The organism is Parafrankia sp. FMc2 (assembly GCF_041008525.1).
Classification (GTDB): Bacteria; Actinomycetota; Actinomycetes; order Frankiales; family Frankiaceae; genus Parafrankia.
Map to the genome: position 1 here is coordinate 41,702 of NZ_JBFLUG010000005.1, position 25,827 is coordinate 67,528.

General features: G+C 74.3%; 24 protein-coding genes. 14 read left to right on the plus strand and 10 right to left on the minus strand.

Annotated features, from left to right (window positions below; all coding sequences use genetic code 11):
- Window positions 1–3 precede the first annotated feature (3 nt).
- The gene (locus tag AB1460_RS03390; protein ID WP_368959085.1) at window positions 4–543 is read right to left on the minus strand and encodes a MarR family winged helix-turn-helix transcriptional regulator; all 540 of its coding nucleotides are present in this window, start codon (window positions 541–543) and stop codon (window positions 4–6) included.
- Between the two features lie 37 nt (window positions 544–580).
- Here AB1460_RS03390 and AB1460_RS03395 point away from each other — a divergent pair, with 37 nt between their 5' ends.
- Together AB1460_RS03395 and AB1460_RS03400 are read left to right on the plus strand one after the other, a co-directional pair.
- The gene (locus AB1460_RS03395; RefSeq protein ID WP_368959086.1) at window positions 581–1,360 is read left to right on the plus strand and encodes a pirin family protein; all 780 of its coding nucleotides are present in this window, start codon (window positions 581–583) and stop codon (window positions 1,358–1,360) included.
- Between the two features lie 215 nt (window positions 1,361–1,575).
- Window positions 1,576–2,421, plus strand: a complete 846-nt coding sequence (locus AB1460_RS03400; protein WP_368959087.1) for a hypothetical protein — start codon at window positions 1,576–1,578, stop codon at window positions 2,419–2,421.
- On the opposite strand, the gene AB1460_RS03405 is transcribed toward AB1460_RS03400, so the two are convergent.
- The 3 genes from AB1460_RS03405 to AB1460_RS03415 form a co-directional block, all read right to left on the minus strand.
- The gene (locus tag AB1460_RS03405; protein WP_368959088.1) at window positions 2,366–2,650 is read right to left on the minus strand and encodes a GNAT family N-acetyltransferase; all 285 of its coding nucleotides are present in this window, start codon (window positions 2,648–2,650) and stop codon (window positions 2,366–2,368) included. The two genes, AB1460_RS03400 and AB1460_RS03405, sit on opposite strands and share 56 nt — an antisense overlap.
- Before the next feature lie 28 nt (window positions 2,651–2,678).
- Complete coding sequence (locus AB1460_RS03410) at window positions 2,679–3,122, minus strand: hypothetical protein (RefSeq protein WP_368959089.1); 444 nt, start codon at window positions 3,120–3,122, stop codon at window positions 2,679–2,681.
- Window positions 3,123–3,221: 99 nt separating this feature from the next.
- On the minus strand, window positions 3,222–3,767 hold the full coding sequence (locus tag AB1460_RS03415; protein WP_368959090.1) for a hypothetical protein: 546 nt from the start codon (window positions 3,765–3,767) through the stop codon (window positions 3,222–3,224).
- A gap of 194 nt (window positions 3,768–3,961) precedes the next feature.
- On the opposite strand from AB1460_RS03415, the gene AB1460_RS03420 reads away from it, so the two are divergent.
- Window positions 3,962–4,597, plus strand: a complete 636-nt coding sequence (locus AB1460_RS03420; protein ID WP_368959091.1) for a response regulator — start codon at window positions 3,962–3,964, stop codon at window positions 4,595–4,597.
- A 73-nt stretch (window positions 4,598–4,670) separates the two neighbouring features.
- Here the strand turns inward: AB1460_RS03420 and AB1460_RS03425 are convergent, their stop codons facing one another.
- Together AB1460_RS03425 and AB1460_RS03430 are read right to left on the minus strand one after the other, a co-directional pair.
- Complete coding sequence (locus AB1460_RS03425; protein ID WP_368959092.1) at window positions 4,671–6,338, minus strand: AAA family ATPase; 1,668 nt, start codon at window positions 6,336–6,338, stop codon at window positions 4,671–4,673.
- Between the two features lie 124 nt (window positions 6,339–6,462).
- Window positions 6,463–8,199, minus strand: a complete 1,737-nt coding sequence (locus tag AB1460_RS03430; RefSeq protein WP_368959093.1) for a GAF domain-containing protein — start codon at window positions 8,197–8,199, stop codon at window positions 6,463–6,465.
- A 562-nt stretch (window positions 8,200–8,761) separates the two neighbouring features.
- On the opposite strand from AB1460_RS03430, the gene AB1460_RS03435 reads away from it, so the two are divergent.
- Window positions 8,762–9,400 carry an NUDIX hydrolase gene (locus AB1460_RS03435; protein WP_368959094.1) on the plus strand — a complete coding sequence of 213 codons (639 nt, stop codon included), beginning with the start codon at window positions 8,762–8,764 and terminating at the stop codon, window positions 9,398–9,400.
- A 268-nt stretch (window positions 9,401–9,668) separates the two neighbouring features.
- Window positions 9,669–9,956 (plus strand): hypothetical protein, encoded by a 288-nt coding sequence (locus AB1460_RS03440; protein WP_071082058.1) that lies wholly within the window; start codon window positions 9,669–9,671, stop codon window positions 9,954–9,956.
- A gap of 140 nt (window positions 9,957–10,096) precedes the next feature.
- On the opposite strand, the gene AB1460_RS03445 is transcribed toward AB1460_RS03440, so the two are convergent.
- Window positions 10,097–11,083, minus strand: a complete 987-nt coding sequence (locus AB1460_RS03445; protein ID WP_368959095.1) for a helix-turn-helix transcriptional regulator — start codon at window positions 11,081–11,083, stop codon at window positions 10,097–10,099.
- Between the two features lie 61 nt (window positions 11,084–11,144).
- Between AB1460_RS03445 and AB1460_RS03450 the strand changes: the two genes are divergently transcribed.
- The 6 genes from AB1460_RS03450 to AB1460_RS03475 all read left to right on the plus strand — a co-directional run bounded on the left by AB1460_RS03450 (window position 11,145) and on the right by AB1460_RS03475 (window position 16,234).
- On the plus strand, window positions 11,145–11,723 hold the full coding sequence (locus AB1460_RS03450) for a pyridoxamine 5'-phosphate oxidase family protein (RefSeq protein ID WP_368959096.1): 579 nt from the start codon (window positions 11,145–11,147) through the stop codon (window positions 11,721–11,723).
- Window positions 11,724–11,848: 125 nt separating this feature from the next.
- Window positions 11,849–13,042 carry a thiolase family protein gene (locus AB1460_RS03455; protein WP_368959097.1) on the plus strand — a complete coding sequence of 398 codons (1,194 nt, stop codon included), beginning with the start codon at window positions 11,849–11,851 and terminating at the stop codon, window positions 13,040–13,042.
- Between the two features lie 104 nt (window positions 13,043–13,146).
- A complete protein-coding gene (locus AB1460_RS03460) occupies window positions 13,147–14,247 on the plus strand; it encodes a CaiB/BaiF CoA transferase family protein (protein ID WP_368959098.1) in 1,101 nt (366 codons plus the stop codon).
- 112 nt (window positions 14,248–14,359) lie between these two features.
- On the plus strand, window positions 14,360–15,133 hold the full coding sequence (locus AB1460_RS03465) for a TetR/AcrR family transcriptional regulator (RefSeq protein ID WP_368959099.1): 774 nt from the start codon (window positions 14,360–14,362) through the stop codon (window positions 15,131–15,133).
- A 59-nt stretch (window positions 15,134–15,192) separates the two neighbouring features.
- Window positions 15,193–15,882, plus strand: coding sequence for a sulfite exporter TauE/SafE family protein (locus tag AB1460_RS03470; protein WP_420497180.1), 690 nt, complete (start codon window positions 15,193–15,195; stop codon window positions 15,880–15,882).
- Between the two features lie 139 nt (window positions 15,883–16,021).
- Window positions 16,022–16,234, plus strand: a complete 213-nt coding sequence (locus tag AB1460_RS03475) for a hypothetical protein (protein WP_018639502.1) — start codon at window positions 16,022–16,024, stop codon at window positions 16,232–16,234.
- Window positions 16,235–16,354: 120 nt separating this feature from the next.
- Here the strand turns inward: AB1460_RS03475 and AB1460_RS03480 are convergent, their stop codons facing one another.
- Window positions 16,355–17,155, minus strand: a complete 801-nt coding sequence (locus AB1460_RS03480) for a DUF4232 domain-containing protein (RefSeq protein WP_368959100.1) — start codon at window positions 17,153–17,155, stop codon at window positions 16,355–16,357.
- 441 nt (window positions 17,156–17,596) lie between these two features.
- Between AB1460_RS03480 and AB1460_RS03485 the strand changes: the two genes are divergently transcribed.
- On the plus strand, window positions 17,597–19,237 hold the full coding sequence (locus AB1460_RS03485; protein WP_368959101.1) for a hemolysin family protein: 1,641 nt from the start codon (window positions 17,597–17,599) through the stop codon (window positions 19,235–19,237).
- Window positions 19,234–20,280 carry a hemolysin family protein gene (locus AB1460_RS03490; protein WP_368959102.1) on the plus strand — a complete coding sequence of 349 codons (1,047 nt, stop codon included), beginning with the start codon at window positions 19,234–19,236 and terminating at the stop codon, window positions 20,278–20,280. Before AB1460_RS03485 ends, AB1460_RS03490 begins: the two co-directional genes overlap by 4 nt.
- Before the next feature lie 74 nt (window positions 20,281–20,354).
- Here AB1460_RS03490 and AB1460_RS03495 read toward each other — a convergent pair whose 3' ends face one another.
- Complete coding sequence (locus AB1460_RS03495; RefSeq protein ID WP_368959103.1) at window positions 20,355–21,659, minus strand: ABC transporter substrate-binding protein; 1,305 nt, start codon at window positions 21,657–21,659, stop codon at window positions 20,355–20,357.
- 248 nt (window positions 21,660–21,907) lie between these two features.
- Entirely contained in the window at window positions 21,908–22,720 is an 813-nt protein-coding gene (locus AB1460_RS03500) for a class I SAM-dependent methyltransferase (RefSeq protein WP_368959104.1), read from the minus strand.
- Between the two features lie 415 nt (window positions 22,721–23,135).
- Between AB1460_RS03500 and AB1460_RS03505 the strand changes: the two genes are divergently transcribed.
- Window positions 23,136–25,802, plus strand: coding sequence for a protein kinase domain-containing protein (locus AB1460_RS03505; protein ID WP_368959105.1), 2,667 nt, complete (start codon window positions 23,136–23,138; stop codon window positions 25,800–25,802).
- The last annotated feature ends 25 nt before the right edge of the window (window positions 25,803–25,827 follow it).

Here is a 25,827-nt window from a genome sequence, read left to right on the forward strand (position 1 = left end):
GGCTCAGTCGGCGGCGGGCGGGTGCCCGTCGGCGGCGAGGCTGTCGAGGACGGCGGTCGCGATCGCCTCGAGGGCGTCGACCTGCGCGTCGGTGAGGGCGTCGAACACCCGCGCGCGGACGAAGGCGACGTGGGCGGGGGCAGCGCGCTCGATCACGGCACGGCCCTGCGCGGTCAGCACGACGAGGGCCCCGCGGCCGTCCTCGGCGCACTCCTCGCGGGCGACCAGCCCGCGCCGGGTCATCCGCGCCACCTGATGGGACAGGCGGCTCTGCTCCCAGGACAGTTCCCGGGCGAGCCGGGTCACTCGCAGGCTGCCACCCGGCGCCTCGCTCAGGTGGACCAGGATGTCGTAGTCGGCCAGCGAGATCCCGGCATCCGCGGTGAGCTCGCGGCCCATCCGCGCGGACAGCTGGCTCGCCATCAGCAGGTAACGGCGCCAGGCCTGCTGCTCACGCGGGTCGAGCCAACGCGGATCGCCCTGCCCCCGCCCACCCGCCGGACCCTGGAATGCCCCGCCCCCGCCTCTGGTTGACACGCACATATCTTAATGACACGTCATGGAACGGGAAGGGGCAGCCATGACCGGCGCGACAACGAGGCCGCAGGTCGACATCCGCCGTGCGGACGACCGGGCGAAGACGAGGCTGCACTGGCTCGACTCCAAGCACTCGTTCTCGTTCGGCCATCACTACGACCCGTCGAACACCCATCACGGGCTGCTGCTGGTCAACAACGACGACAACGTCCGCGCCGGAACGGGCTTCGAGACCCACCCGCACACCGACATGGAGATCGTCACCTGGGTCCTGCAGGGCTCCCTGGTCCACCAGGACTCGACCGGGACCTCCGGGGTGATCTATCCGGGTCTCGCGCAGCGGATGAGTGCCGGGCGGGGCATCCTGCACTCCGAGAAGAACGACTCCTGGCGGCTCGCGGGCGGCGGCGACCCGCACGACGACCCGGTGCACTTCGTCCAGATGTGGGTTCTCCCCGACGAGCAGGGCATCGACCCGGGGTACGAGCAGCTCGAGATCGACCACGAGCTGCTCCGCGGCGGACTCGTCACCGTCGCCTCCGGGATGGACCGGCACGACGGCGCCACCGCCATCCGGATCAGGAACCGGCACGCGGCGCTGCACGTCGCCCGGCTCACGCCGGGGCAGAGCGTGGAGCTCCCCGACGCGCCTTACCTGCACCTGTTCGTCGCCCGCGGCGACGTCGTGCTGGAAGGGGCCGGCCCCCTGCGGGAGGGGGACGCGGTGCGGTTCACCGCGGTCGGCGGCCAGCGGGTCACCGCCGTCGAGCCGGCCGAGGTGCTGGTCTGGGAGATGCACGCCGGCCTGGCCGTTTCCGCCTGAGGCGGCCTCCCGTCACCGCCGGTGGCTCCGTGGAGCCGCCGGCGGTGGGGGCCGGTGGGGGCGGGTGGCGGCGGCGTGGAGCGTTGCCCGCGGGCACGGGGAGTCGCAGACTGCCGTCCCAGTCACCCGGCTCCGCGCTCCCGCGGAGCCGACCGGTCACCGCCACTGACCCGCGGCAGTCCGCCGCCGGCGCGGCGGAGCCGAAAGGATCACAGGTGCGGGTAACGCTCGCCTCGGCCATGCTGACGTCGGCGATGACGTCCGTCCTTGTCGCCCCGGCGGTGTCCGCGTCAGCGGCCGGGACGTCCGAGCCCAGGTCCTCCGGCAGCACGGCGGCCTCGACCAGCGCGTCGGACGCGCTGGTCGTCGGGCTCGGCACCGAGGACCTGGTCGGGGACATCGACATCGAGGTGGACATCGATCCGTTTCACATCGATCTGGAACCCGACCGTGAACCGCCGGATCTGGCCGGCCTCCCCAGCCGCGCGGACGACCCGCCGACCGGCGCGCGCCCAGGGCCGGCCAGCCAGCCGACGCCCAGCAGCCCCGCGCCCCCGTTCGGGCCCGGGTCCGGGCAGGCTGCCGGGCCGCTGCCGGGCCCCCGCGACAGGCCTCTGGAGCCGGACAGCCGTGAATCCGCCGGTGCCGCAGGCGCGACCGGCGTGGGAGGCCCCGCCCCTTCCGCCGGCGTCCCCGGTTCCACTGCCCGTGATCCGGCGCCGCCACCGACGTCCGCGGCCCACAGAGTGGACACGCCGAGCACGCCCACCGGCCACGTCGCCCCGGATCAGGGAGACGCGGGCGGCATGGCGGAGCGCTCGCCGGCGGAGCGGGTACTGCTCGCCGGGACGAACTCCCTCGGGGTTGCGCTCGCCGCGCTCGGGCTGGCCGGCGCGCCGCTGGCCCGCGGTCTTCGTCGCGGGCCGCCGGGCCGCGGCAGTCGCCTGGCGTCGGGTGGTCACCCGGGCCGGGCCCTGGCCCGCGACGCGGAGCCCACGGCCCCGGTCAGTGCTGCACGAGATCCGCGTACTCGGGATGGCGCTCGATGTAAGCGCGGATGAACGGGCACTGCGGGATGACCGCGAGGCCCTCGGCGCGCACCGCGGCCAGCGCGGTGGCGGCCAGCGCGGAGCCGACCCCGGCCCCTTCGAAGGCCGGTTCGACCACGGTGTGAGTGAAGGTCACCGCCCGGTCCGAGCGGGTGTAGGCGGCGAAGCCCGCCACCTCCCCGGTCGGGGTGCGGGCCTCGAACCTGCGGGCGGCGGCGTTGTCGACAACAGTCACGTCCATGGAGCCATCCTGGCCCGCGCGCCCCTGCTCAGGCGACGTCCAGGATCTCGTCGACGGGGCGGCGCGGGGTGGCGGGCCGCGGCGGCAGGTCCGGATCGGGGCGGCCCACCCGCAGCAGCATCTGCACGTGCCCGGCGAGGCCGAAGGACGCACGCAGCTGCTCGCGGAGCACGGGGAGGTCCAGGACCTGGCCGAGCGGCGAGGCCGCCAGGCCCCGTTCGGTCGCGGTGAGGAGCACCCTGCCGGTGGCGGCCCCGCCGAGCAGCCGGTCGACGGGCCGGTCGCTGTCGGTGCCGAGGGCCAGGAGCACCGGATGCTCGACCGGCTCCGGCTCCGGGGCCGGGGCCGGGGCCGGGGCCGACGCCGCTCCCCCGCCGGCTGGCGTGCCACGGGAGGGAGCCACCGAGGAGGTCTCGCCGCGGGCCACGTCGAAGTCGCGCAGCACGAACTCCGACTGGCGGGACTCCGCCACACCCCCGACCACCTCGGTGGGCAGGCCGTCCGCCGCGGTGGGTGAGTCGCGGCGCCACCGCCGCAGCTCCTCCGCGTAGGCGGGGTCGTGGGTCTCCTGTCAGTCGGCGCGGGAGAGCAGGACCGACGCCGTGATCCGCGAGTCCGTGTCCTCGACGAACCAGGCCCAGGCCGCCTCGGTCTCGGCGGCACGGCGCAGCGCGGAGACGTCGTCAGGGCCGAGCCGCCCGCGTTCCCCCGCCAGGAACGGGCGCCGGTCGGTGTGCCGCACGGCGATGGCCCGCGCCAGTTCCGTCTCGGCGGCGGTCGCCGGCTGGCGGCCGGTCACCGTGATCGTGGCGAGCGGGTCGCGGGCTGTCGGCGGGCCGGTCTCCTCGAGCGGCCCGTACGCCACCTCGGGCACCAGGCCGCGGGACCGCACCGCGAAGCGGGCGAAGGCCAGCGCCGCGCCGCAGCTGATCAGCAGCTGGCGCCCCTCGTGGTCGGCCACCCGCAGCAGCCGTTCGGGATCGGCGAAGAGGTGCAGGCCGGCGCCGTCCAGCCGCCACCGCCAGGGCTGGGTGTTGTGGATGGACGGCGCGAGCGCGGCCAGTTCGACGATCGCGCGGGCATCCTGCTCCGTGAGGCGTACGGCGGTGTCGACCATGGGCCCTCTCCTGTCCGTCAGTCCCCTCGCCGGGTGCTCCGGCCGGCATGCCCCCGGGCCGGTCCCCACCCCGGAGCCCGCCGGATCCTCCTCCGCCGGCGCGCGGGCGCGCACGCACCGATCGGCACCCCCTGCTGCTGGCGGCCATCGTTTCACCAGCACGGGGCCGATGCGCGGCGGTTATCGTTGCCGGAGTGGAAACGGTCCGTGTCTTCCTCCTCGACGATCACGAGATCGTGCGTCGGGGGATACGCGAGGTCCTCGCCGACGCCGGCGGGATCGAGGTGGTCGGCGAGGCGTCGACCTGCGCGGAGGCGGTGTGCCTGGTGCCGCGCCTGCGTCCGGACGTCGCCGTGCTCGACGCCCGGCTGGAGGACGGCAGCGGCATCGACGTCTGCCGGGACATCCGCGCGGCCTGCCCGGAGGTCGGCTGCCTGATCCTCACCTCGTTCGACGACGACGACGCGCTCTTCGCGTCGATCATGGCCGGGGCCGCGGGCTACCTGCTCAAGCAGATCCGGGGCACGGATCTGGTGGGGGCGATCCGCACCGTGGCCGCCGGGCGCTCGCTTCTGGACCCCGCCGTCACCGACCGGGTGCTGCGCCGCCTGCGCGAGGGCTCCGGGGCCGACCGGGCCCAGAACGCTCTTGGCGGGCGGGAGCAGGAGATCCTCCTGCTGATCGCCGAGGGGCTGACCAACCGGCAGATCGCCGGGCGGGTCCAGCTCTCCGAGAAGACGGTCAAGAACTACGTCTCGTCCATCCTGGACAAGCTGGGCCTGACCAGCCGCACCCAGGCAGCCGTCTACGTGACCCGCCACCACTCCTGAGCTCTCCTCGGCGCGGCAGGTCCTCCTCGGCGCGGCAACGGACCCGCCCACGCCCACGCGCCGGCGGTGGCACTCAGACGACGCAGCGCTCGGCGGCGTGGAACGCCTCGCCCTCCGGCACCGTCGTCTGGATCACCCGCGCGGTCGGCCACGGCTCGGCCCAGGAACTCATCGCCCGGTGGACGGCGGCCGTCGCGCCGGCCTGGTCCGACGGGGTCGCCCCCGGGCGACCGGCCGCGTCGCGGCGCACCAGACGCGCCGCCGCCACCTCGGGCGAGGTGACGCACCGCAGCTCGATCAGCTCCGCGGAGGTGTCCCGCGCGAGGCGGGCGGCCGCCGCCCGGTGGCGCCCGTCCGACCAGGAGGCATCGATGACCACCGTCTCGCCGTCGTCCAGCGCGCGGCGGGCCTGGGCCAGCAGCTGCTCGTAGGTCCGCGCCGTGGTCTCCGACGCCAGCGGCCAGACGTACGACTCCGTGGCGTCGTCCGGGCCGTCGAGAGTCAGCCCTGCCCGCACCAGGTCGGAGCGCAGCAGCACCCGGCCCTCGTCACCGGCGGCGAGCCGGCCGGCCAGCGTCGTCTTCCCGGTGCCGGGCAGGCCACCGACCAGGACCAGCCGCACCCGGGCCCGGCGCAGATGCCGGTAGGCGATGTCGGCGAGCCGCCGTGCCTGCTCCCCCTGGTGCGGGTCGCCCGCGTATGTCGCCGCCGCCTCCTGCAGGGCACGACACGCCAGGTGGAGATGCTCCAGCGAGCGGGGGTGGGCCGCCCCGGAGTACTCGCGGTACCGGCGCAGGAGGGTGTCGGCGTCCTCGGGAGCACCGAGGCGCTCCAGGTCCACCGCGAGCAGGGCGATGTCGGCCAGGACGTCCCCCGCGCGCCGGCCGCGGACGGGACGGCCCAGGATGCGCGGGCCGTCATCGAGGCAGTAGACGGTGTCGGCCCGCAGGGCACCGTGACCGTCACGGATCCATCCGCCATGATCACGGCGGGCCAGCAGCCCGCGCCGGCCGGCCAGGTAGGCCTGGGCGAGCCGGCCGATCTCGTCGACCAGGTCGGCGTCGAGGACGGTGCCGCGCAGGGCCTGTGCGGCGGCGAGCGCCTCCCGCCACTGCCGCTCCGCTCCGCTCTCCCCCGGCCCCCTCGCCGCGGCCGACACCCCGACCACGTTCGGGCCGCCCGCAACGGCCGGGAGCGGGAGGGCGGCGATGCCGGGGCTGACATTGGCCGCGCAGATCGTGGCCGAGGTGATGCTGGCCGAGGTGATGACGGCCGGGGCGCACCGCTCGTGGAACGAGGCGATGGCGCGGGCGACGTGCCGCAGCTGCTCGTTCAGCGGCGCACCGGCGCGGACCAGCGCGGTCAGCTGCCGGCCGGCCGGCAGGCGCCGCATGACCACCGCGTGGTCGCACAGGGCGCCTCTGCTGTCGACGACGTCCGCCACGCCTGCGTAGACGCCCGGTGCGAGCGGCTGGTTCAGCCGCACCTCGGCCCGGCAGGCAGCCAGCCGCGCCAGCCGGCCGTGGAACGCCGGCGCCTCCGCTGCCTCGGCTACCGCTGCGCCGGCAGCCCCCGCCGCGGCGGGAACGCCGGGCGGGCCGGCGGGCCGGTGCCGCTTGAGGACGCGATCGGCGTCCAGGTAGAGCAGCGCGGTACCGGTCTCGATGACCCGCCCCGCGCTGCGCGGCCGGAACCACAGATCCGCCGGAACGGACGTCGCAGTCACCTGCTCGACCGGCATCGCACCTCCCCGTGCACGCCTGGCGCCAGGTACTTATCGTGGCGCTCCGACGTCCCGCCGGAGGCCTCTCCCAGGCACGGCTCGGGGGGCCTTTCGGACCCCGGAGAGCGGTCGTCCGGCCCGGTCAGCTCAGGGGAACCGACCAGCGCAGGCAGGTCCCACCGGCCGGCCCCGGGGCGATGTCGAACGTCCCGCCGAGCTCCTCGGCCCGGCTGCGCAGGTTCTGCAGGCCGCTGCGTCGACCGGTGCCGCCCAGGCCCACCCCGTCGTCGGTGACCTCGACGTGGAGCCGGCCGTCCCGGACCGACACCGACAGCTCGACCGCGCTGGCCCGCGCGTGCCGGGCGACGTTGGACAGGCTCTCCCGCACGACGGCGAGGAGATGGTCGACGACACCGCCCTCGAGAAGGGTGTCGAGCGGTCCGTCGATCCGCAACCGCGGGCTGAACCCGAGCGCCTCGCCGACCTCCTCGACGATCTCGACGAGGCGGGAACGGACGCCCGGGCCCCCGGCGGTCCGCCGCCCGCGCAGCTCGAACACCGTCGAGCGGATCTCCCGGATCGTCGCGTCGAGGTCGTCGACGTAGGTGGTGAGCCGCCCGGCCGACTGCGGGCGGTCCTCCGCCGCGGCCATGCCCTGCAGGCCGAGCGCGACCGCGTAGAGGCGTTGCATGACGTGGTCGTGCAGGTCACGGGCGATGCGGTCGCGGTCCTCGAGGACGAGTAGCCGGTCGCGGGTGGCGCGGGAGGTGGCCAGGTTGAGAGCGACCTGGACGTGCCCGGCGAACGTCGCCGCCATGTCGAGGTCGCTGTCCGCGAACGGCCGGCTGCCCGGCCCTCGGGCCAGTACCACCGCGCCGGTCCGAGCCTGCGCCCCCACCAGCGGGATGACCATGAGCGGGCCGGTGGCGGCCTGGCCGACGCCCGAGGTGCCTGCCTCGGTCGCCGCGTCGTCGACGAGCAGCGGCCGCCCCTGGGCGACCGCCCGGCCGGCGAGGGTCCCGGCGAACGGGACGGCGGTGCCGATCAGGGCGTCGGCGACCGCGGTGTCGGTGGCGGCGGCGGCGTCCACCAGGAGCTCCCCGGTGACCTCGTCCGCCAGCAGGACGCAGGCCAGTTCGGCGTCCGCGACCTCGCGGGCCCGGGTGACGATGAGGGAGAGCGGCTCGGCGCCGTCCGCCAGCAGGTGGCGCATGATGTCCGCGGACGCCTGCAGCCACTGCTGCCGGCGCTGCGCGGCACCGAACAGGCGGGCGTTCTCGATCGCCACCCCGGCACTGGCGGCCAGGGCCAGCACCAGCTCCTCGTCCTGCGCGGTGAACAGGCGCCCACCACGCTTCTCGGTCAGGTAGAGGTTGCCGAAGACCTCGCTGCGCACCTTGATCGGGACGCCGAGGAAGGTGCGCATCGGCGGATGCCCCGACGGGAAGCCGACAGCGTGGCCGTGTGCGGCGATGTCGTCGAGCCGCACGGGCCGGGGCTCGGCGGTCAGCAGCCCGAGCACGCCGTCGCCCCGGGGCAGGTGACCGATGTCGCGGACCAGGTCGGCGTCCATGCCGACGTGGATGAACTGTTCCAGCCGGCCGTCCCGGGCGATCACACCGAGGGCACCGTAGCGCGCGTCGACAAGCTCGCAGGCGGCTTCGGCGATCCGCCGCAGCACGACCTCCAGGCTCAGGTCGGCGGCCACCGCACGATGCGCCCGCAGCAGGCCCCTCAGCCGGCCCTGTGTGGTCATCACCTCGTGGGCGCGCTCGACCAGCTGCGCCATCAGCTCGTCCAGTTCGAGACGCCCGGGCCGGGGCGCGGCGACGTCGCCGAGCAGATCCGGGACGTCCAGGAGCTTCGCACTCTCGATCATCCCCCTGTCCTCTTGTCCGTCCAGAAGCTCCGCGGACGGTGAACTGCTCCGCGGCTCCGGCGGCCCGCCACCGGAGGCCGCACCGAGCCCGGCCGCGGCGGCGCCAGAGGCGGCTCCGGAACCGGCTGCAGGGCCGGCGCCGCCGCCACCACGATGATCACCGCCCGCACGCTCGGGCCACGGGTCCATGGTCCAGACGCTATCGAACATCAGAGCGCGATCACCGCACTCCGCGGCGACCCGCGGCACTCCCGCGGCCACTCCGACGCGCCCGCGGACAGGACCCGGCTCCCGGCGGACGGTGGAGTCGCTGGTCATCACCGCCGCCCCCGGCCTACCGAGACAGGGACCACAGGGACCGTTTCCTCGGGCCTTCCGGCACCCCCGGCGACAGCCGCACCACTCACGGCGGCGCGACCGTGCGCTTGCACGTGCACGGCGAACCCGTGATGATCTGTCGTCGGACCGAACCGTGACGGCGCCCATCGACCTGGAGGAAGCGTTGTCCCCTGATCGCCACCCGGCCCACCGTGCTGCCGCACGGCCCGGGCCCCGCCGGTAGGTGGCCTTGTATCCGTCTCGCTCGCACTGCCTCCCCGTCGACCTGCGCCTGATCATCATCCGGGAGGACGCCGTACTGCTCACCACCGGCGAGCCCGGGCCCCGGAGCGGTGCTGGTACCCGGCCCGGCGACCGGGCCCCGACCGGCACTGGAGCCCCGGCCACGGCCGGGTATCCCCGCACTCCCGGCCGCACCGGCCGCACCGGCCCGCCGGAGCGGCCCGCGCAGGCCTGGCGGCTGCCCGGCGCGTCGCTGCGGCTGGGGGAACCGGCCCGCGAGACGGCGCTGCGGCTGGCCGCCGAGGTGGCCGGGATCAGGGCGAACGAGTCGGAGCTGATGCTGGCGCATGCGGCGCATCACCAGCTCGGCGGCGGCGAGCAGGTCTCGCTGTACTTCCTGCCGCCGACGTGCGTCCTTCCGCCAGCGGGCGTCCCGCCGCGGCCGGCCGAGAGGCCCGCGGACGGCGCCCGGGAGCACTGGCGGCCGCTCGCTGATCTCCCCACCGGGCTGGACCCGCTGGACCAGGCCGTCCTCGCCTGCTGGCAGCGGGCCGAGTCCTACTCCGAGCCCGGCTGGAACCCCGTCCGGCCGCCGTCGCCCGGCGGCCTCTCCCCGTTGCCGGCGCTGCGCGCCCGCTGACCCCACCGGCGGCGCCGCGCGCTCCGCCGGCCCCGGCATCGGCGGAGCGCCGGTCACACACGTACAGTTCGCCCATACGCACCATGCGCGAAACAGCTACGGAAAGGTGCCCTCCCAGGCGCCCCGTATGGTGGACCGGCCAGTGAAATCGTTACGGTCGATGCCGCATATACGGCCCGGACCTGGCAGCAGGCGTAAAGAATCGGCTCGACGGCGACCGGTCCGTCGGAACGCGGATTCGTCCGTGAACAACGAGGGGGGGCGGCTCTTGCCCGGCCGCGACATCGACTATGACCGCCCGACGCTCATCGGATGCGGTCGCTGCGATGTACGTTGGACGGCGCTCACCGCGGCGCACTGCCCAACCTGCCATGAGACCTTCGTCGGGTGCGCCGGCTTCGACGCCCACCGGGACAGCGGGCACTGCCTGCCCCCCGGGGACGCGGGCCTCTGCGCGGACGGCGGCTACTGGCGCCGCCCGGACGAGCGGGCCCCGGGCCGCCTGCTCACCATCCCGCGGCAGATCGCGAACGCCCCGTTCGTCCGACCTGCCTGACCGCGGCGCGCGCGTCACCGGCAGGATTGCGAAGATCTGAAGCCCCTCGTCTCGACCGAGCCCCCGGACGGGTGCAATGCCCACCGGTTCCGTGGGCACGGGTGACGCCATTGTCGCCGCCTTCCGGCGGGCGCGGAAATTCAGTCGTCCGGCGCGTTCAGGGCCGCGGTCCGACGGGCCGCGCCGGCGAGGGCGGCCCGCAGGGAATCCGGGGCGAGCACCCGGACATGGGGGCCGAATGCCCAGAGCTGGGACTCGGCGACCTGCGGCCCTTCGAACCAGACCTCCGCCTCACGCCAGCCGTCGGCGTCCGGCTCGCCGGCCGCCGCCAGCGCCCGCCGGGCGGCCAGCGGCTCGAGCACCTGCGGGAGGATCCGCATCCCGCGCGGTGACAGCGCCAGCCGCGCCGGCCAGCGCAGCAGCGAGCGGGCGAAATCCTCGTTCGACGCCGCCCACCAGCGCGCCAGGTGAAAGCCATCGGGCCGGGTGAAGCGGTCGGACGGCCCCCCGCCGGCGCTGGCCGCGCTGATCCGGGCGACCCGGTAGCTGCGGATGTCGTCGCCGTGGCGGGCGACGAGGTACCAGACACCCGCCTTGAGGACGAGACCGAGCGGGTCGACCCGACGCTGCACCACCCGGTCGGGCCGTCCGTACCGGAGGTCCAGCCGGTGCCCGGACCAGACAGCGCCCGCGACCACCGCCAGCCACGGCGCCTCGTCCGCACCGGTGAACCAGCCGGGGGCGTCGAGGTGGAACCGCTCCTGGACCCGCCCCGCCCGGGACCGCAGCTCCGGCGGGAGGGTGGCCAGCACCTTGCTCTGGGCGGCCGCGGCGACCGCGTCGAGGCCCAGCCCGGCCAGGGCGTCACCGCCGGCGCCGGCGAGCAGCAGCGCGGACGCCTCGTCGCCGGTCAGGCCGTCCAGCCGGGTGCGCCATCCGTCGACGAGCCGGATCCCGCCGCGCGGCCCTGGCTCCGACCACACCGGCACCCCGGCCGCGGCCAGGGCGGCGACGTCACGCCGCACCGTGCGGACGGACACCTCGAACCGGGCGGCGAGGTCGGTGGCTGTCGCCCCGCCGTGGGCCTGCAGATGGAGCAGGAGTGCCATCAGGCGGCTGGAGCGCACCTGGCGAACGTAGCCGCTGACCCTGACGGAAGATGTCAGGGTCAGCCGCGAGGCTGGGCCCATGACGACGACCGGGAACACTGCGCCCCCGACATCTGCGACCCCGACATCCTGGAGCGCGTTCGAGGCGGCCGAGCCGGCCTTCGCCCGCGGTCTGGGCGAGCGGTTCGCCGCCTTCCGCCACCACATCCTCGCGACCGTGCGGGCTGACGGCTCACCGCGGGCAAGCGGCATCGAGGCGATCTTCTCCCTGGGCGAGCTCTGGCTCGGCGGCATGCCCGGCGCGCGGAAGTCGGCCGACCTGATCCGTGACCCGCGGTTCGCGCTGCACGCGAATCCCGGTCCGGGCACCGACATGCACGGCGGCGACGCACGGGTCGCCGGCCGCGCCCTGCTGGTCGACGATCCGGACGTCCGGCGCCGGTTCGTCGAGGACGTGGATCCTCCGACACCGTTCGACCTTTTCCGCGTCGAGCTCACCGAGGCCGTCCGGGTGCGGGTCGAGGGCGAGGAGATGGTGCTGGAGCTCTGGCGGCCCGACGGCCGTGGCCTGCGGGTCCTGCGGCGCGGCAACGACGACGCGCCCGCCCGGGAGGAGCCGGCCGTGCCGGGGGCGCCGGGGGCGCCGGGGGCACCCTGACAGGCCGCCCAGAGGGGACGTCCACGGCCCCGGTGGCATTTCTTGACCCTGCGACGGGCCGCTCATACGTTTCTGCTGAGCGAGCGCTAGAAAAGTTCGGTGTTGGCGTCCGGTGAGGGAGTGCCATGGAGAACGCAGTCATCGTCGACGTCGTGCGTACCGCGTCCGGTCGAGGCAAGCCGGGCGGTGCGCTGTCCGAGACGCACCCCGTGGAGCTCCTCGCGGCGACGCTGAAGGCTCTCGTCAGCCGCAACGACTTCGACCCGGCGATCATCGACGACGTGATCGCCGGATGTGTCAGCCAGGCGGGTGAGCAGACCGCGAACATCGCCCGCAACGCCGTGCTCTCCGCCGGCTACCCGGAGTCCGTGCCGGGGACGACCGTCGACCGGCAGTGCGGATCGAGCCAGCAGGCGATGCACTTCGCCGCCCAGGGCGTGATCGCCGGCGCCTACGACGTGGCGATCGCCTGCGGCGTCGAGTCGATGAGCCGGGTACCGATGCGGTTCGCCGCGGTCGGGCGGGACGCTACCGGGCCGGGTGTCCGCGCCCGCTACCCCGAGGGCCTGGCCAACCAGGGTGTCGGTGCCGAGCTGATCGCGGCGAAGTGGAAGCTGAGCCGCGAGGAGCTCGACGAGTTCTCCGCCCGGTCGCACCAGCGCGCGGCGGCGACCGCGGCGGCGGGTGGCTTCGACAACGAGATCATCCCGATCGAGGTCCTGGCGCCGGACGGCAGCACGATCGTCCACACCACCGACGAGACCGTCCGCCCGTCGACCACGCCGGAGGGCCTGGCCGGGCTGAAGCCGTCCTTCCACACCGAGGAGTTCGCGCAGCGGTTCCCGCAGATCGGCTGGCACATCACCCCGGGCAACTCCTCGCCGCTGACCGACGGGGCGTCCGCCGCGCTGATCATGAGCGAGTCGAAGGCCTCGCAGCTGGGGCTGCGTCCGCGGGCCCGTTTCCACGCCTTCTCCCTGGCCGGCGACGACCCGCTGTACATGCTGACCGCCCCGGCGCCGGCCACGCGCAAGATCCTCGCGCGTACCGGCCTGACGATCGACGACATCGACGCCTACGAGGTCAACGAGGCGTTCGCGTCCGTGCCGCTGTTCTGGGCGAAGGAGCTGGACGCCGACCCGGCGAAGCTCAACCCGCGCGGTGGCGCGATCGCGCTCGGCCACCCGCTCGGGGGTTCCGGGGTGAAGCTGATGGCCACGCTCCTCAACCACCTCGAGGCCACCGGCGGGCGCTTCGGTCTGCAGACGATGTGCGAGGGCGGCGGCATGGCCAACGCCACCATCATCGAACGGCTCTGACCCATCGAGCGGCTCTGACCCATCGAGCGGCACTGAACCAGAGCACGTCGCCGAACCGTCGAACAGCGCTGAACCATCAAGCAGTGCTGGACAGGGAGGACAGTGTGACCGGTCCGCTCAGCGGGCTGCGTGTCGTCGAGCTCGCGGGCATCGGCCCCGGCCCGCACGGAGCGATGATCCTCGCCGACCTCGGCGCGGACGTCGTGCGGATCCAGCGACCGAAGCTCGGCGACGGGCCGGACGACTGGCTGCTGCGCGGCCGGCGCCTGCTGGAGGTCGACCTGCGCGACCCGGACGGACTCGCCCGGGCCCTGGACCTGATCGCGCGGGCCGACGTCCTCATCGAGGGATACCGGCCCGGGGTCGCCGAGCGGCTCGGCCTCGGCCCCGACGAGTGCCTGGCCCGCAACCCCCGTCTGGTCTACGCCCGGATGACCGGATGGGGCCAGACGGGCCCGCTGGCCCGCCGCGCCGGGCACGACATCAACTACATCTCGCTGACCGGCGCGCTGCACGCCATGGGCAGCGCGGACGAGCGACCGCCCCCGCCGCTGAACCTCGTCGGCGACTACGGCGGCGGCTCGATGTTCCTGCTGGTGGGGATCCTCTCCGCGCTGCTGGAGCGGGAGCGGTCCGGCCAGGGCCAGGTCATCGACGCGGCGATCGTGGACGGCACCAGTGTCCTGCTGCAGATGATGTTCGCCTGGCGCGGCATGGGTGACTGGCACGGCTACGGCCCCTGGACCGACGAACGCGGCACCAACCTGCTCGACGGCAGCCGGCCGTTCTACGACACCTACACCTGCTCCGACGGCCGCCATGTGGCCGTGGGTCCGCTGGAGCCGCAGTTCTACGCCCAGCTCCTGAAAGGCCTGGGCCTGGCCGAGGCGGACCTGCCCGACCAGTTCGACCCGGCCGGCTGGCCGGTGCTGCGGGAGGCCTTCACCGCCGCGTTCGCCGCACGCACCCGCGACGAGTGGGCGGCGTTGTTCGACGGAACCGACGCCTGCGTCACCCCGGTTCTCACCCTCTCCGAGGCCGGCGAGCACCCGCACCTGGCCGCCCGGGGCGCGATCGTCGACGCCGACGGGGTGCCGCAGGCCGCTCCGGCACCGCGGTTCTCCCGCAGCGACACGCCGCTGCCCGGCCCCGCGGCCTTCAGCGACGCCGACGCCGTCCTGACCGAATGGTCCGCCGCACCGTGAACCCACGCCCAGGACCACACACCCCGACTCCCCTGCCTGCGCCGCCGGGCGGGGCTGGTCGGCCCTGGGCCGCCCGGTCGTACCGGTACGCCTGACGGCGGAAGATCACAGTATGGGGGCGGGCCTGAGCGCGAATCCGGAGCTCACCGCGAAACCGGAGCTCACGGGGCCGGGGCCTGGGCGGGCTGCCGGGCAGACCCGGGCGGGCCTCGGTGCGGCCGAGGCCGCGGGTGCCGAGCTCGTGGGCCTGGTCCCGACGGACTGGCGCAGCTATGACCCGCTCGACCTGCACCCCATTCTCACCGGCGCGCTGGCCGCCTTTCACGAGCACGGCTACCACGGCACCACCGTCCGCGACATCGCCCGGCGGGCCGGGGTGACGGTGCCCGCGCTGTACTACCACTACGAGAACAAGCAGGGCATCCTCGTCGCGCTCCTTGAGATCACGATCGCCGAGGTGCACGGGCGCGCCTGTGCCGCCGTCGCCGAGGCCGACGACGGCCCGGTGCCCCGGCTGACCCGGCTGGTCGAGGCGGTCGTCCTGTTCATGTCGAACCGCTTCGACCTGGCCTACCTCGACACCGAGCTGCGCTACCTGGAGCCGCCGAACCGCCGTCGCTACGCGGCGCTGCGCAAGCGACTGGAGAGCCTGCTGCTGGACATCGTGGAGGACGGCGCCGCCAGCGGCCAGATGGCAGTCGCCAGCCCGCGGGACACCGCTCGGGCGTTGCTGGGCATGTGCCAGGCCGTCGCGGGCTGGTACAAGCCGTCCGGCGAGCTCACACCCGCGCAGATCGCCGCCCGCTACGTCGACATCGCACTGCGCACCGTCGGCGCGGCGGACGCAGCAGGTTCGGTGGGCCCGGCAGGTTCGGTGGGTCGCTGAGCGCGGCAGAGGTCCTGCTGCTGGTCGGCGCCGGCGTTCTCGCCGGAATCACCAGCACGGTGGCGGGTCTCGCCTCCCTCGTCTCCTATCCCGCGCTGCTCGCCGTCGGCCTGGAGCCGCGGACCGCGAACATGACGAACTCCGCCGCGCTGCTGTTCGTCGCCGTCGGCGCCGCGGTCGGCTCACGGCCCGAGCTCGTCGGTCAGGGCGGGCGGGTGGCCCGTTTCGGCGCGGCGACACTCGCCGGCGGGGCGGTCGGCGCGGTCCTGCTGCTGACGACGCCGGGCCGCACCTTCGAGCTGGTCGTGCCCTGGCTGATCGTCGCCGCGGCCGCGCTCCTGCTGCTGTCGCCGCGGATCGTGCCGGCGGCGGGCGGGGCGGCGTCCGCACCCAGCCCGCTGCTGCTGGTCGCGGTCTTCGCGGTCGCGATCTACACCGGATACTTCGGTGCCGGCGCGGGCGTCGCGCTGCTGGCCGTGATGGCGGTGATGATCCCGGAGCCGCTGGCACGGGTGAACGCGGTGAAGAACGTCGCATCGGGCTTCTCGAACGCCGTGGCCGCCGCCCTGTTCACCCTGATGGGCTCGGTCGCCTGGGACGCCGCGGCCCCCCTCGCCGCCGGCCTGCTGGTCGGCGGCGCCCTCGGGCCCCGGATCGTCCGCGTGCTGCCGGCCAGGCTGATGCGCTGGATCATCGCGGCGGCGGCGGTCGGCCTGGCGGCCTCACTCGCCCTCGACTCCTACCGCTGACCCTCCTGGACGTCCCACCGGAGCCCCCGTGGCAGGTGGCGGGGCCCCCACGGACCAGATCCACCCCAGGAGATTAAGGCGAGCACATGCGGGTATTCGCCGGTTCAGCGGATAAATACCCTTTCGAAAGGAGCTCCCGATGGCGACCCGGGTACGCACTCGGACCTACAGCAGCATCAGTCTCGGATTTCTTCTCTATCTGGCCATCGGACTCATCATCACGATCAGCCAGGACTACTGGGATGTCACTGACTGGGACGGCGCGACCCTGCGCCACTTCTTCACCGCGGTCGTGGCGACCCTGGGCTGGCCGCTCGCGATCTTCTATACCTTCGGTCTGGCTCCGCGGTAGGGCCGCCGCCCGCAGATCGACAACCGGTCCCGCCGGTGCGCCCGGGCGCACCGGCGGGACCAGGTCTGAGAGCACGCGCCGCAGGCCGGACCCGGGGCTCGGGATCCCGGTCCGAGGGGGTCACCCGGCGGCGAGGGCGGTGACCCGCATCATGGTCGGCGCGGGCTCCGCACACCCACGGTCGGGTCCCGCCTCCGGCGCACCCTCCTCCGACGCCCCGGCCTCCGACGCGCCGTCCGGCGCACCACCGGAGATGTCCGCGAGGGCTGACGATCCCCCTGACGCCGGGTTCTGCCCACCCGGCGCGGACCAGTCCGCCGGCAGGACGTCGGCGAAGCCCGCCACCGGCAGGGCCGTCCGGCCCCCGGGCGGGATGACCTGCAGGCCAGCCACATCGGCGGCCGGGCCGCCATCCTCGCACCCCGGGAAGAGCCCCGCGGCGCTCAGTGTCAGCCCCGCAACGGCCCGCCCGCCTGCCGCCAGCAGCACCGGGGAGCCGTCCGGCCCATCGGCTGCCGCCGGTGTCCCCAGCCGGCGGCCGTCCGTGTCGACCCGGAACACGGCGGGGTGCCCGGCTACCGCGCAGGACCGCCCGCTCATGTTGACCAGGACCAGCTCCGCGTGGGTCTGGCCCGCTCCGTGCTGCGCCCCGGTCAGCTCCGCCCGCAGGTCGCCGGACGCGCAGGACATCGCCGCGGTGGTCCGGTAGGCGGACGACGGGTGGGCGGGCAGAGACATGTCGGTGGGCAGGGCTGTCCCGGAACCCGCACCCGCACCCGCAGACTCCGCACCGAGCAGGGAAAGGGAAAAGGCTGCGACGGCGGCCAGCGCGGTTCCGGCCGCGGTACGCCCGGGCCTTCTGCGCGGCATTTCCGCCGGAGAAACCAGAAACAGGTCGAGGGTGCGCGGAGAAAGACGCATGTCGCCCTCCCGGATCCCCCGATCTGGGCTCCGCCCCGGAGTTCCGGGGTGCTGATCACTTTCCCCACCCGGGCCCGCGCCACACCCGACGGACGTCCCGTCTTCTGACCGTGACCGTCGGCCGCGCCGAACGCCTCGGCCCAGGCAGGCCGATTCGGGCGGATACGGACAGGCACCGAGTGGCTGGCCACGCGCCGTTCCGTGCCGATCCGCCCTGCCACGCTCAAGCCCTCTGGACCGATACACATCCCACAGGTCATCGTGAAACGGTCCGCTCCCGGCGAGCGTTGAACCTGCGCGACGGGGGTAGTCACAATGCTGGGCGACTGGGCGGGCCCGACGGCCGTCCCACCCGACGGAAGGGATCATGAACAGTTCCGACGACGCCGGATGTAGTTCCGGCCGACCCACGCGTAGGGAAGCGCCCGCGGGGGTCGATCGGTGACAGAGGCGCTCCTACTGCTCCTGGGTCTTCTGCTGGTCGCCGCCTGCGGCATCTTCGTGGCGGCGGAGTTCGCGTTCGTGACGGTCGACCGGCCCACGGTCGAGCGGGCTGCCGCCGGTGGAGACAAAGCCGCCGCCGGGGTCCTGAGCGGGCTGCGAACCCTCTCCACCCAACTCTCCGGAGCACAGCTCGGCATCACCGTCACCAACCTGGCTATCGGTTTCCTCGCCGAGCCGGCCATCGCGGACCTCATCGAGGGGCCGATCATCGACCTGGGCGCGTCCCGGAGTGTGGCCGGTGGTCTTTCGGTGGCACTGGCCCTCGTCCTCGCGACCGGCTTCACGATGCTCTACGGGGAGCTCGTCCCGAAGAATCTCGCGATCGCGAAGCCACTGGGCACGGCACGGGCCGTCCAACGCCCGCAGCGACTGTTCACCCGGGTCACCGGGCCGGCGATCCGCTCGCTGAACAGTACGGCGAACTCGCTGCTGCGGCGGGTCAACATCGAGCCGCAGGAGGAGCTCGCCTCGGCGCGGTCGCCCCAGGAGCTGTTCTCGCTGCTCGGGCGGTCAGCCGAGCACGGCACCCTGCCGCGGGAGACCGCGACGCTCATGCAACGTTCCCTGACCTTCGGTGACCGCGTCGCCGAGGATGTCATGACCCCGCGGATGCGCATGCAGTCGATCGACGCGAACGCCTCGGTCGCCGAGGTGATCAGGGCGGTCCGGCGCACCGGCCACGCCCGGTTCCCGGTCATCGGGGACGGCAGCGACGACGTCGTCGGGCTCGTCCACGTCAAGCATGCGGTGAGCGTTCCCGAGGACGCACGTGACAGCACGCCGGTGCACAGCGTGATGGTGCCCGCGGCCACGGTGCCGTCCTCGATGGCGCTCGAGCCACTGCTGGAGACCCTCCGTTCGGGCGGCCTGCAGATGGCCATCGTCGTCGACGAGTTCGGCGGTACGGACGGGCTGGTCACCGCGGAGGACCTGATCGAGGAGATCGTCGGCGACGTCATCGACGAGCACGACCGGGTCAGCCCCCGTGCCCTGCGCCGCCGGGACGGCAGCTGGCTGTTGTCCGGCCTGCTGCGGCCCGAGGAGGCCAGCGAGGTCACCGGCCTGCCCATCCCCGGCGACGACGCCTACCAGACCCTGGGCGGGCTGATGTCGAGCATGCTGGGGCGCATCCCCGGCGTGGGCGACACGACCACGGTGGACGGCATCCGTTACGAGGTCGAGCGGATGGACGGCCGGCGGGTCGACCGCGTCCGGCTCGCGGACGGGGCCGGGGCCGCGCCGGGAGGCGGAGCACTCCCAGCCCAGGGCCCCGACGCCGAGAGCGCCGAGGGCGCCGAGGGCGCCGGTTCCACTCCCCCGGGCACACCGGCGGGCCGGGCCGACGCACCGGCGTCCGACGGCGGACGGCCCACGGCTGACGCACCGGCGGCGGGCACCGCGCCCGCGGCGGACCACGCGCCCACCCCACCCACCGCAGGCAGCGCAAGCAGTGCGGGCAGTGCGGGCAGCGCACCGGTGGCCGGCGGCGACGACGCGCGGGCGGGCGAAGGAGCACCGCGCCCGGCCGACGACGACGCGAGCGCGGTGCACGCCGGTATCCGCGGAGCGCGCCGATGAGCGACCTCCTGGCGCTGGCCATCACCGTCCTGCTGCTGGCGGGCAACGCCTTCTTCGTCGGGGCGGAGTTCGCCCTCATCTCCGCGCGCCGCGACACCATCGAACCGCGCGCGGAGGCCGGTTCCCGCGCGGCCAAGGTGACCCTGCACGCGATGGGGAACGTGTCACTGATGCTGGCGGGCGCGCAGCTCGGCATCACCATCTGCACGCTCGGCCTCGGCGCGCTCAGCGAGCCCGCCATCGCGCACCTGCTGGAGGGCCCCTTCGAGGCGGCCGGGCTGCCGTCCTCACTGCGCCACCCGATCGCGTTCGCCATCGCGCTCGGCCTGGTGACGTACCTGCACGTGGTGATCGGCGAGATGGTGCCGAAGAACCTCGCCCTGGCACTGCCGGACCGGGCGGTCCTGTTCCTCACCCCGCTGCTGGTCGCCGTCGTCCGGGTGGTGAAGCCGGTGATCTCGATCCTGAACCTGATCGCGAACCTCACCCTGCGGGCGGTGCGGGTCGAGCCGAAGGACGAGGTGACCAACGTCTACACGCGGGACGAGGTGGCCGGGCTGATCGAGGAGTCGCACCGGGAGGGCCTGCTCGCCGCGGACGAACGCGACCTGCTCAACGGCGCGCTGTCGTTCGACGAGCGCACCGCGCGCAGCGTCCTGCTGCGCCCGGACGGGCTGGTCACCGTGCCGCCCACCATCACCCCCCGGGAGGTGGAGCAGCTCGCCGCCGAGACGGGGTTCACCCGGTTCCCCGTCCGTGGGGAGGACGACGACCTCGTCGGCTACCTGCACCTCAAGGACGTCCTGGAGAACCGGGAGGACCGGCGGTCCGCACCGGTGGCCGCCAAGTGGATCCGGCCGCTGGTCCGGGTGGGAGCGGACGACAGCCTGCGCACCGCGCTGGCGACGATCCAGCGCTCGGGCTCGCACCTGGCGCGCCTGTCGGACCCGTCCGGACACATCCTCGGCCTGGTGGCTCTGGAGGACATCCTGGAGGAGCTGGTGGGTGAGATCCGCGACGAGTCGACCCGTCACCACGCCTGACGCCTGACGTCACGCCGACGCCCCGCCCGGTTCGCCGGGCGGGGCGGGCGGGGGCCCCCGGAGCCGGACGTCGGCTAGCGGACGGTCTCTCCGCACAGGGCCATCGGCATCTGGACCTGGAAGGCGTCCCCGGCCTGGGACACCCGCACCATGCTGACGCAGGCCTTCGGCGCGGACTTGTCCGCGAGGTTCACCCCGCTGGGCAGCAGCCCGTCCGCGGCGTAGTCGCGCACGGCGCGCAGGCCGGCGATGTAGCCGGCCCGGGTCGGGCAGGGGCCGGCCTCGTCCAGGCCGCGCAGGAACAGGTCGGCGGTCATCCAGCCGACCAGGCCGGTGGTCTGCTCGGGCTGTTCGATCTGGGGCGCGTAGCGGGCCATCGCCTCGAGGTAGCGGCGGTGCGCCGGGATTCCCGCCTCGAACGGCACGAAGTCGACCAGGAAGAAGCTGCCCGCGAGCTCGGGCCGGGGCTTCGCCAGCAGGACCGGGTCGTAGCCGATCGGCTGCATCGCGACCTTGATCGTCGCGCCGGCCTGGCGCGCCGCGGCAAGCACGTCGGTGAAGGCCCGGACCGGCACCACTCCAGTGATCATGTCGGCGCCGGCGGCCTGGACGCGGGCGGCCGCCGCGCCCAGGTCGAAGCCGGCCGGCGTCCAGTCGATCGTGTCGACGACCTCGACCGAGCCGGCGCGCAGGCTGCGGCCGAGACGCTCGGCGATCTGCCCGGAGGCCGGGATCGCCTCGGTCCGCAGGATCACCGCGCGGGTGGCGCCGTGGGAACTGCCGAACACGCCGAAGACCGAGGTACCCAGGTCGCCGCCGAGCACGTTCGAGTAGCCGAAGGTGTTCTCCCCGCCGGCGGTCAGGTCCTGGCCAATGGTCGGGACACCCCGCTCGGCCAGGTAACTGGCGGCATCGGCCGCGATGCCACTGGTGCCGACGATCGCGAACGAGTGCGAGTGGTCCACCAGCATGCGCGCGGCGATCAGGGCGCCGTCCGGGGTCGACTCGTCGTCGCGCCAGTCGTAGTGGACCTGCCGCCCGTGGATGCCGCCGGCCGCGTTCACCGCGCCCAGGCGGGCGTCGATGCCGGCCCGGAACGCCCGGGAGACCCCCGCCCCGGACCCGGTGTCCGGGTAAAGCGCGCCGAAGCGGACCTCCGACGGCGTCACACCCTCCTCGGCGGCGCAGCTCGGTGCGGGCCGGGTCGCCGAGCTGTCGGCCGCGGAATCCCCCACGCACCCACTGGCCAGGAGCGCGAGGGCCGCCCCCAGCGCCGCGACGACGCCGGCCGGCCGGCGTCGTCGCGGGCCGGATAAGCCGCGCCCGCTGGCGCCGCTGCCGCCGCGGTCCGGCGAGGCGGGGGGCGCTCCGGGGGTCATCGGCGTCTCCTGATGTCCGGGCGCCGCGGCGCGGCGCTCACAAGCCTCCTGCGGACCGGGCCCAGCCCTGCAGCTTAAGGACAAAAAGGACTATTTGTACTTTAACTCTGATCAGGGGGCAAACCGGTGCGGCAACCGTACAACATCACGCGTACGGCGCACACCGTCCGCCGCGCCGCGGCTCGCGGGCCCGCCGAGGTCATCAGCCCTGCCACCAGCCCTCCGGTCCCCGCCGCAGGAGGACCGGGTCACCGACGCGGCCCCGAGGCCACGATCACCGCCATCGACGGGGCCCACCAGTAGCTGCAGTCCGCCGGGGGCCGCAGGCCGTCCACCACCCGCACGGAGAACGTCTCGAAATGCCGCAGCAGCGAACGCTGGTGACGCCGGGAGACCGAGTCGATCTCGTTCGAGTAGTAGGTGAAGGACCCGTCGTCGGTCAGGTGGGCGGCGGCGTGCGGGAAGAAGTGCTCGGCGAAGGTGGCGTCGCGCACCACGTAGTCGTCGACCTCGCGTTCGTCCAACGGATAGGTGTCGAACAGGATCCCGTCGAACCTGCCGAGACCGGGCAGCACATCCTGCCAGCGGCCGACGGCGATCTCGGCCCCGGCCCGCCCCGCCGCCCACTCCCGCGCCGTCACCGCGACGTCCGGGTTCGCCTCGATGACCGTGTGACCGGACGGGCCGAGCTCCTGGACGAATCCCGCCGAGATCCCGAGGCCGAAGCCGACCTCGCACACGGTTCCGCCGGGCCGGGTCACGGCGCTGGCGAGGGCCCGCATCAGCGGCTCCTCCCAGGTCTGCATCACCTCCTGGCCGGAGACCAGCAGCGTGCCGCCGGTGACCGCCGGCACCGCCTCGTCCACGGCGACGTCGATCTTCGGACGGGTCCCCCCGGGGACCATCTGCCCGGCGACCTCGTCGAGCGCGCCGACATCGGCGGCGAACTCGTCCAGCGCCCGGCCCAGCAACCACTGCCGCGGCTCGTCGGCCACCGGCGACAGCAGGGACTCGGACGTCGGGGTGAGACTGACCTCGAACTTCGCCGCACGGCGGAGCACGTGACCTCCCAGATTCGACACGGGCACACCGGCCGGGGAATCCGGCGGAACCGGAGGCCGGCGGGATGCACGGTATATGGCGCGCGCGGGGAATCCGGCCCGTTCAGAAATGACGTTCACGGATCACTTCTCCGGCACGGCACTCGTCCGTCCGGGAGCACGTCGGGCCATCGAACGGAGAGCGAAGGATCATGCCGTAGGATCGGCCACGGTGTGATGTGCGCAGGCGTTCGCACCGATTACCAGTACCGGCCGCACGAGTGCTGGACCGAACGAGTGCTGGACCGCACGAGTACTGGACCGAACGAGTACCAGGCCGCACGGGTGCCGGATCGGTCATGCTCAACGGCCCCGGGCCCGGTCGTCGGCCCCGGTAATCTGAGGGCAACCGTGACGAACGCAGGAGTGGGGCCGCGTGACCGGGTATACGCCACCACCGGTGTCCGGCAACACCGCGCGACCGCTGCGTGCGGAGGACCCCGTCCAGCTCGGCGCCTACCGTGTCGTGGGCCGGCTCGGCCAGGGCGGGATGGGTGCGGTCTTCCTTGGCCAGGCGCCGGATGGCACCGCCGTCGCCATCAAGGTCATCCGGCCTGAGCTGGCGTCCCGACCGGAGTTCCGGGCCCGGTTCGCCCGGGAGGCCGAAAGCGCGCGCCGGGTGCGGCGGTTCACCACCGCGGCCGTCCTCGACGCCGACCCTGACGGCCCCCAGCCGTATCTGGTGACGGAGTTCGTCGAGGGCCCGACACTGTCACGGCATGTCTCGGCCCGCGGGCCGATGCGCCCCGCCGATCTCGAACAGCTCGCGGTCAGCGTCGCCACCGCGCTGTCGGCGATCCACGCGGCCGGCATCGTGCACCGGGATCTCACCCCGGCGAACGTCCTGCTTTCCCCGGTCGGCCCGAAGGTGATCGATTTCGGGCTCGCCCGGGAATACGACACCGTCAGCGACCTGTCCCGCAACGTGAAGCAGGCGATCGGCACCCCCGGGTACATGTCGCCGGAACAGATTCTCGATCAGCCGATCACCGCCGCGGTCGACATCTTCGCCTGGGGCTCGATCATGATTTTCGCGGCGACCGGGCAGCCGCCGTTCGGGCAGGGCCGGGTGGAGGCCGTCCTCTACCGCATCGTGAACGAGCAGCCCCGGCTGGACGGCGTGACCGGCGAGCTGCGGGAGCTCGTCGAGCTGGCGATGCGCAAGGAGTTCGCGACCCGTCCGACCGCCGAGGAGCTGCGCGCGGCGCTGATCGGCGGCGTGCCGATCCCCGACCGGTCAGCGGGCCCGGCAGCTGCCGACAGCACCGAGAGCGCGGGTGGCGCCGGCGCGGGACGCGGGCGCCGGTGGTCGCTGGGCGGCCGCAGATCCGCGGCGGCAGCGCCTTCCTCCACCGCGGCTGGTATGGCCGGAGCCGCCGGAGCCGCCGATGGTGGTTCGGCCGTGCCGCTCTCCCCCGCCCCGCAGGCGCACCCGGCGCCACCTTCACCGGTCTCCCGGGCGGGCACTCCGCCGCCCTCGGCGGCGTCCTTCCCGTCGCTCCCCTCCGTCCCGCCCTCGCAGGTCCCGCCGGTGTCCCGGCCGCCGGCACCGTCCCATCCGGGTGCATCGCCGTACTCGCCTGCGCCCCAGACCTCGTGGGCACCGCAGCATCCGTCGCCGGCACCCCAGCATTCGCCGGCACCGCAGCATCATTCGCCGGCCCCCCAGCACCTGCCAGCACCGCAGCACTCGCCGGCTCCCGGTGCCTCCGGCGGCAGCCGGGGCGGGCCGGAGCGGCCGGCCCCGGACGCCGGCACCGGCCGCCACCGGACGGGGCGGACGGTCGCCCTGGCCGGCTTCGCGGCGGCACTGGCCGCGGCCATCACCATCCCGCTGGTCACCCTCGGCGGTGACGACGCCCCGTCGAGCGCCGACCGGGCGGCCGTCGCGGCCCGGCTCGCCGCCGAGGCGGCGGGCAGCCGCGCCACCGATCCAGCCCTGGCCGCGCGGCTGAGTCTCGCGGCGTACCGCATCGCGCCGGCCGGCGCCGCCCGGGATGCCCTGATCGCCTCGTTCGGCGCGAGCACCGCGGTGCGGACACCAGCGGCTGGCAGCCCCGCTCGGGACGTCGCGTTCAGCCCGGCCGGCTCGGTTCTCGCCACGGCCGGGCCGGACGGTGTCCTGCGGCTCTACCAGCTGGCCGACGGCGCCGAGCCGACGCTGCTCAGGGAGCTGCCGACCGAGGACCCGGCCATGGCCCTCGCCTTCGACGAGGACGGTGACCGGCTGGCCGTCAGCGGCACCGCGGACCCGGTGCGGCTGTGGGACGTCCGCGACCCGGCGAACCCGCGGCGGCTGGCCGTGCTGGCCGGGCTGGGCACGCCGCTCCAGGTGGCGCTGTCCGCGGACGGGACGCTGCTCGCCGCGGCGACCGACGACGGCACGTTCGCCCTCTGGCGGCTCACCGACCCGGCCACGCCCGACCCGCCGCGGCTGCAGCGCACCATGTCCGTCCGGACGGACATGGCGCTGAGCCCCGCCGGCGATCTGCTGGCGGTGGCGGGCATCGGCGGTGAGGTCCAGCTCTGGAACATCACCGATCCGGAGCGCCCGGTCCGCGCCGGGGTGGCCAGTGGTGCGGGGGGCGCGGTCAACGCGATCGCCTTCAGCGCCGACGGGAAGCGCCTGGCCGGCGGTGGCGACGACCGGACCGTTCGGGTCTGGGATGTCGGCAACCCCCAGGAGAGCCGCGTCACCGCTGAGCTGACGGGGCACGACACGCCTGTCACCGCGGTCGCTTTCGGCGCGGCCGGCCAGATCGTGAGCGGTGACCAGGCCGGTGTCGTCACCTACTGGAGCGGCTCCGGGCCGTCCGCGATGGCACGGGTCGACGATGTCGGCAGTTCGGTCCTGGCCCTGGCGGTCGACCAGGCCGGTGACCGGCTGGCGACGACCACCGAGGACGGCCAGACCACGGTGTGGTCGGTCAACCCCGACCGGCTCACCGCCACCGCCTGCGCGGACCCGGCGGCGCGGATCAGCCAGGACGAGTGGGACGAGCGCATCCCGGAGCTCCCGTACACCGATCCCTGCCGCGTCTGATTCCTGCCTCGTCTGATTCCTGCCG

Coding starts and splice junctions, on each gene's coding strand:
- AB1460_RS03390 (WP_368959085.1), bottom strand. CDS start 543: ATGTGCGTGTCAACCAGAGGCGGGGGCGGGGCATTCCAGGGTCCGGCG.
- AB1460_RS03475 (WP_018639502.1), top strand. CDS start 16,022: ATGGCGACCCGGGTACGCACTCGGACCTACAGCAGCATCAGTCTCGGA.
- AB1460_RS03430 (WP_368959093.1), bottom strand. CDS start 8,199: ATGATCGAGAGTGCGAAGCTCCTGGACGTCCCGGATCTGCTCGGCGAC.
- AB1460_RS03425 (WP_368959092.1), bottom strand. CDS start 6,338: ATGCCGGTCGAGCAGGTGACTGCGACGTCCGTTCCGGCGGATCTGTGG.
- AB1460_RS03480 (WP_368959100.1), bottom strand. CDS start 17,155: ATGCGTCTTTCTCCGCGCACCCTCGACCTGTTTCTGGTTTCTCCGGCG.
- AB1460_RS03455 (WP_368959097.1), top strand. CDS start 11,849: ATGGAGAACGCAGTCATCGTCGACGTCGTGCGTACCGCGTCCGGTCGA.
- AB1460_RS03405 (WP_368959088.1), bottom strand. CDS start 2,650: ATGGACGTGACTGTTGTCGACAACGCCGCCGCCCGCAGGTTCGAGGCC.
- AB1460_RS03490 (WP_368959102.1), top strand. CDS start 19,234: ATGAGCGACCTCCTGGCGCTGGCCATCACCGTCCTGCTGCTGGCGGGC.
- AB1460_RS03415 (WP_368959090.1), bottom strand. CDS start 3,767: ATGGTCGACACCGCCGTACGCCTCACGGAGCAGGATGCCCGCGCGATC.
- AB1460_RS03450 (WP_368959096.1), top strand. CDS start 11,145: ATGACGACGACCGGGAACACTGCGCCCCCGACATCTGCGACCCCGACA.
- AB1460_RS03395 (WP_368959086.1), top strand. CDS start 581: ATGACCGGCGCGACAACGAGGCCGCAGGTCGACATCCGCCGTGCGGAC.
- AB1460_RS03465 (WP_368959099.1), top strand. CDS start 14,360: ATGGGGGCGGGCCTGAGCGCGAATCCGGAGCTCACCGCGAAACCGGAG.
- AB1460_RS03495 (WP_368959103.1), bottom strand. CDS start 21,659: ATGACCCCCGGAGCGCCCCCCGCCTCGCCGGACCGCGGCGGCAGCGGC.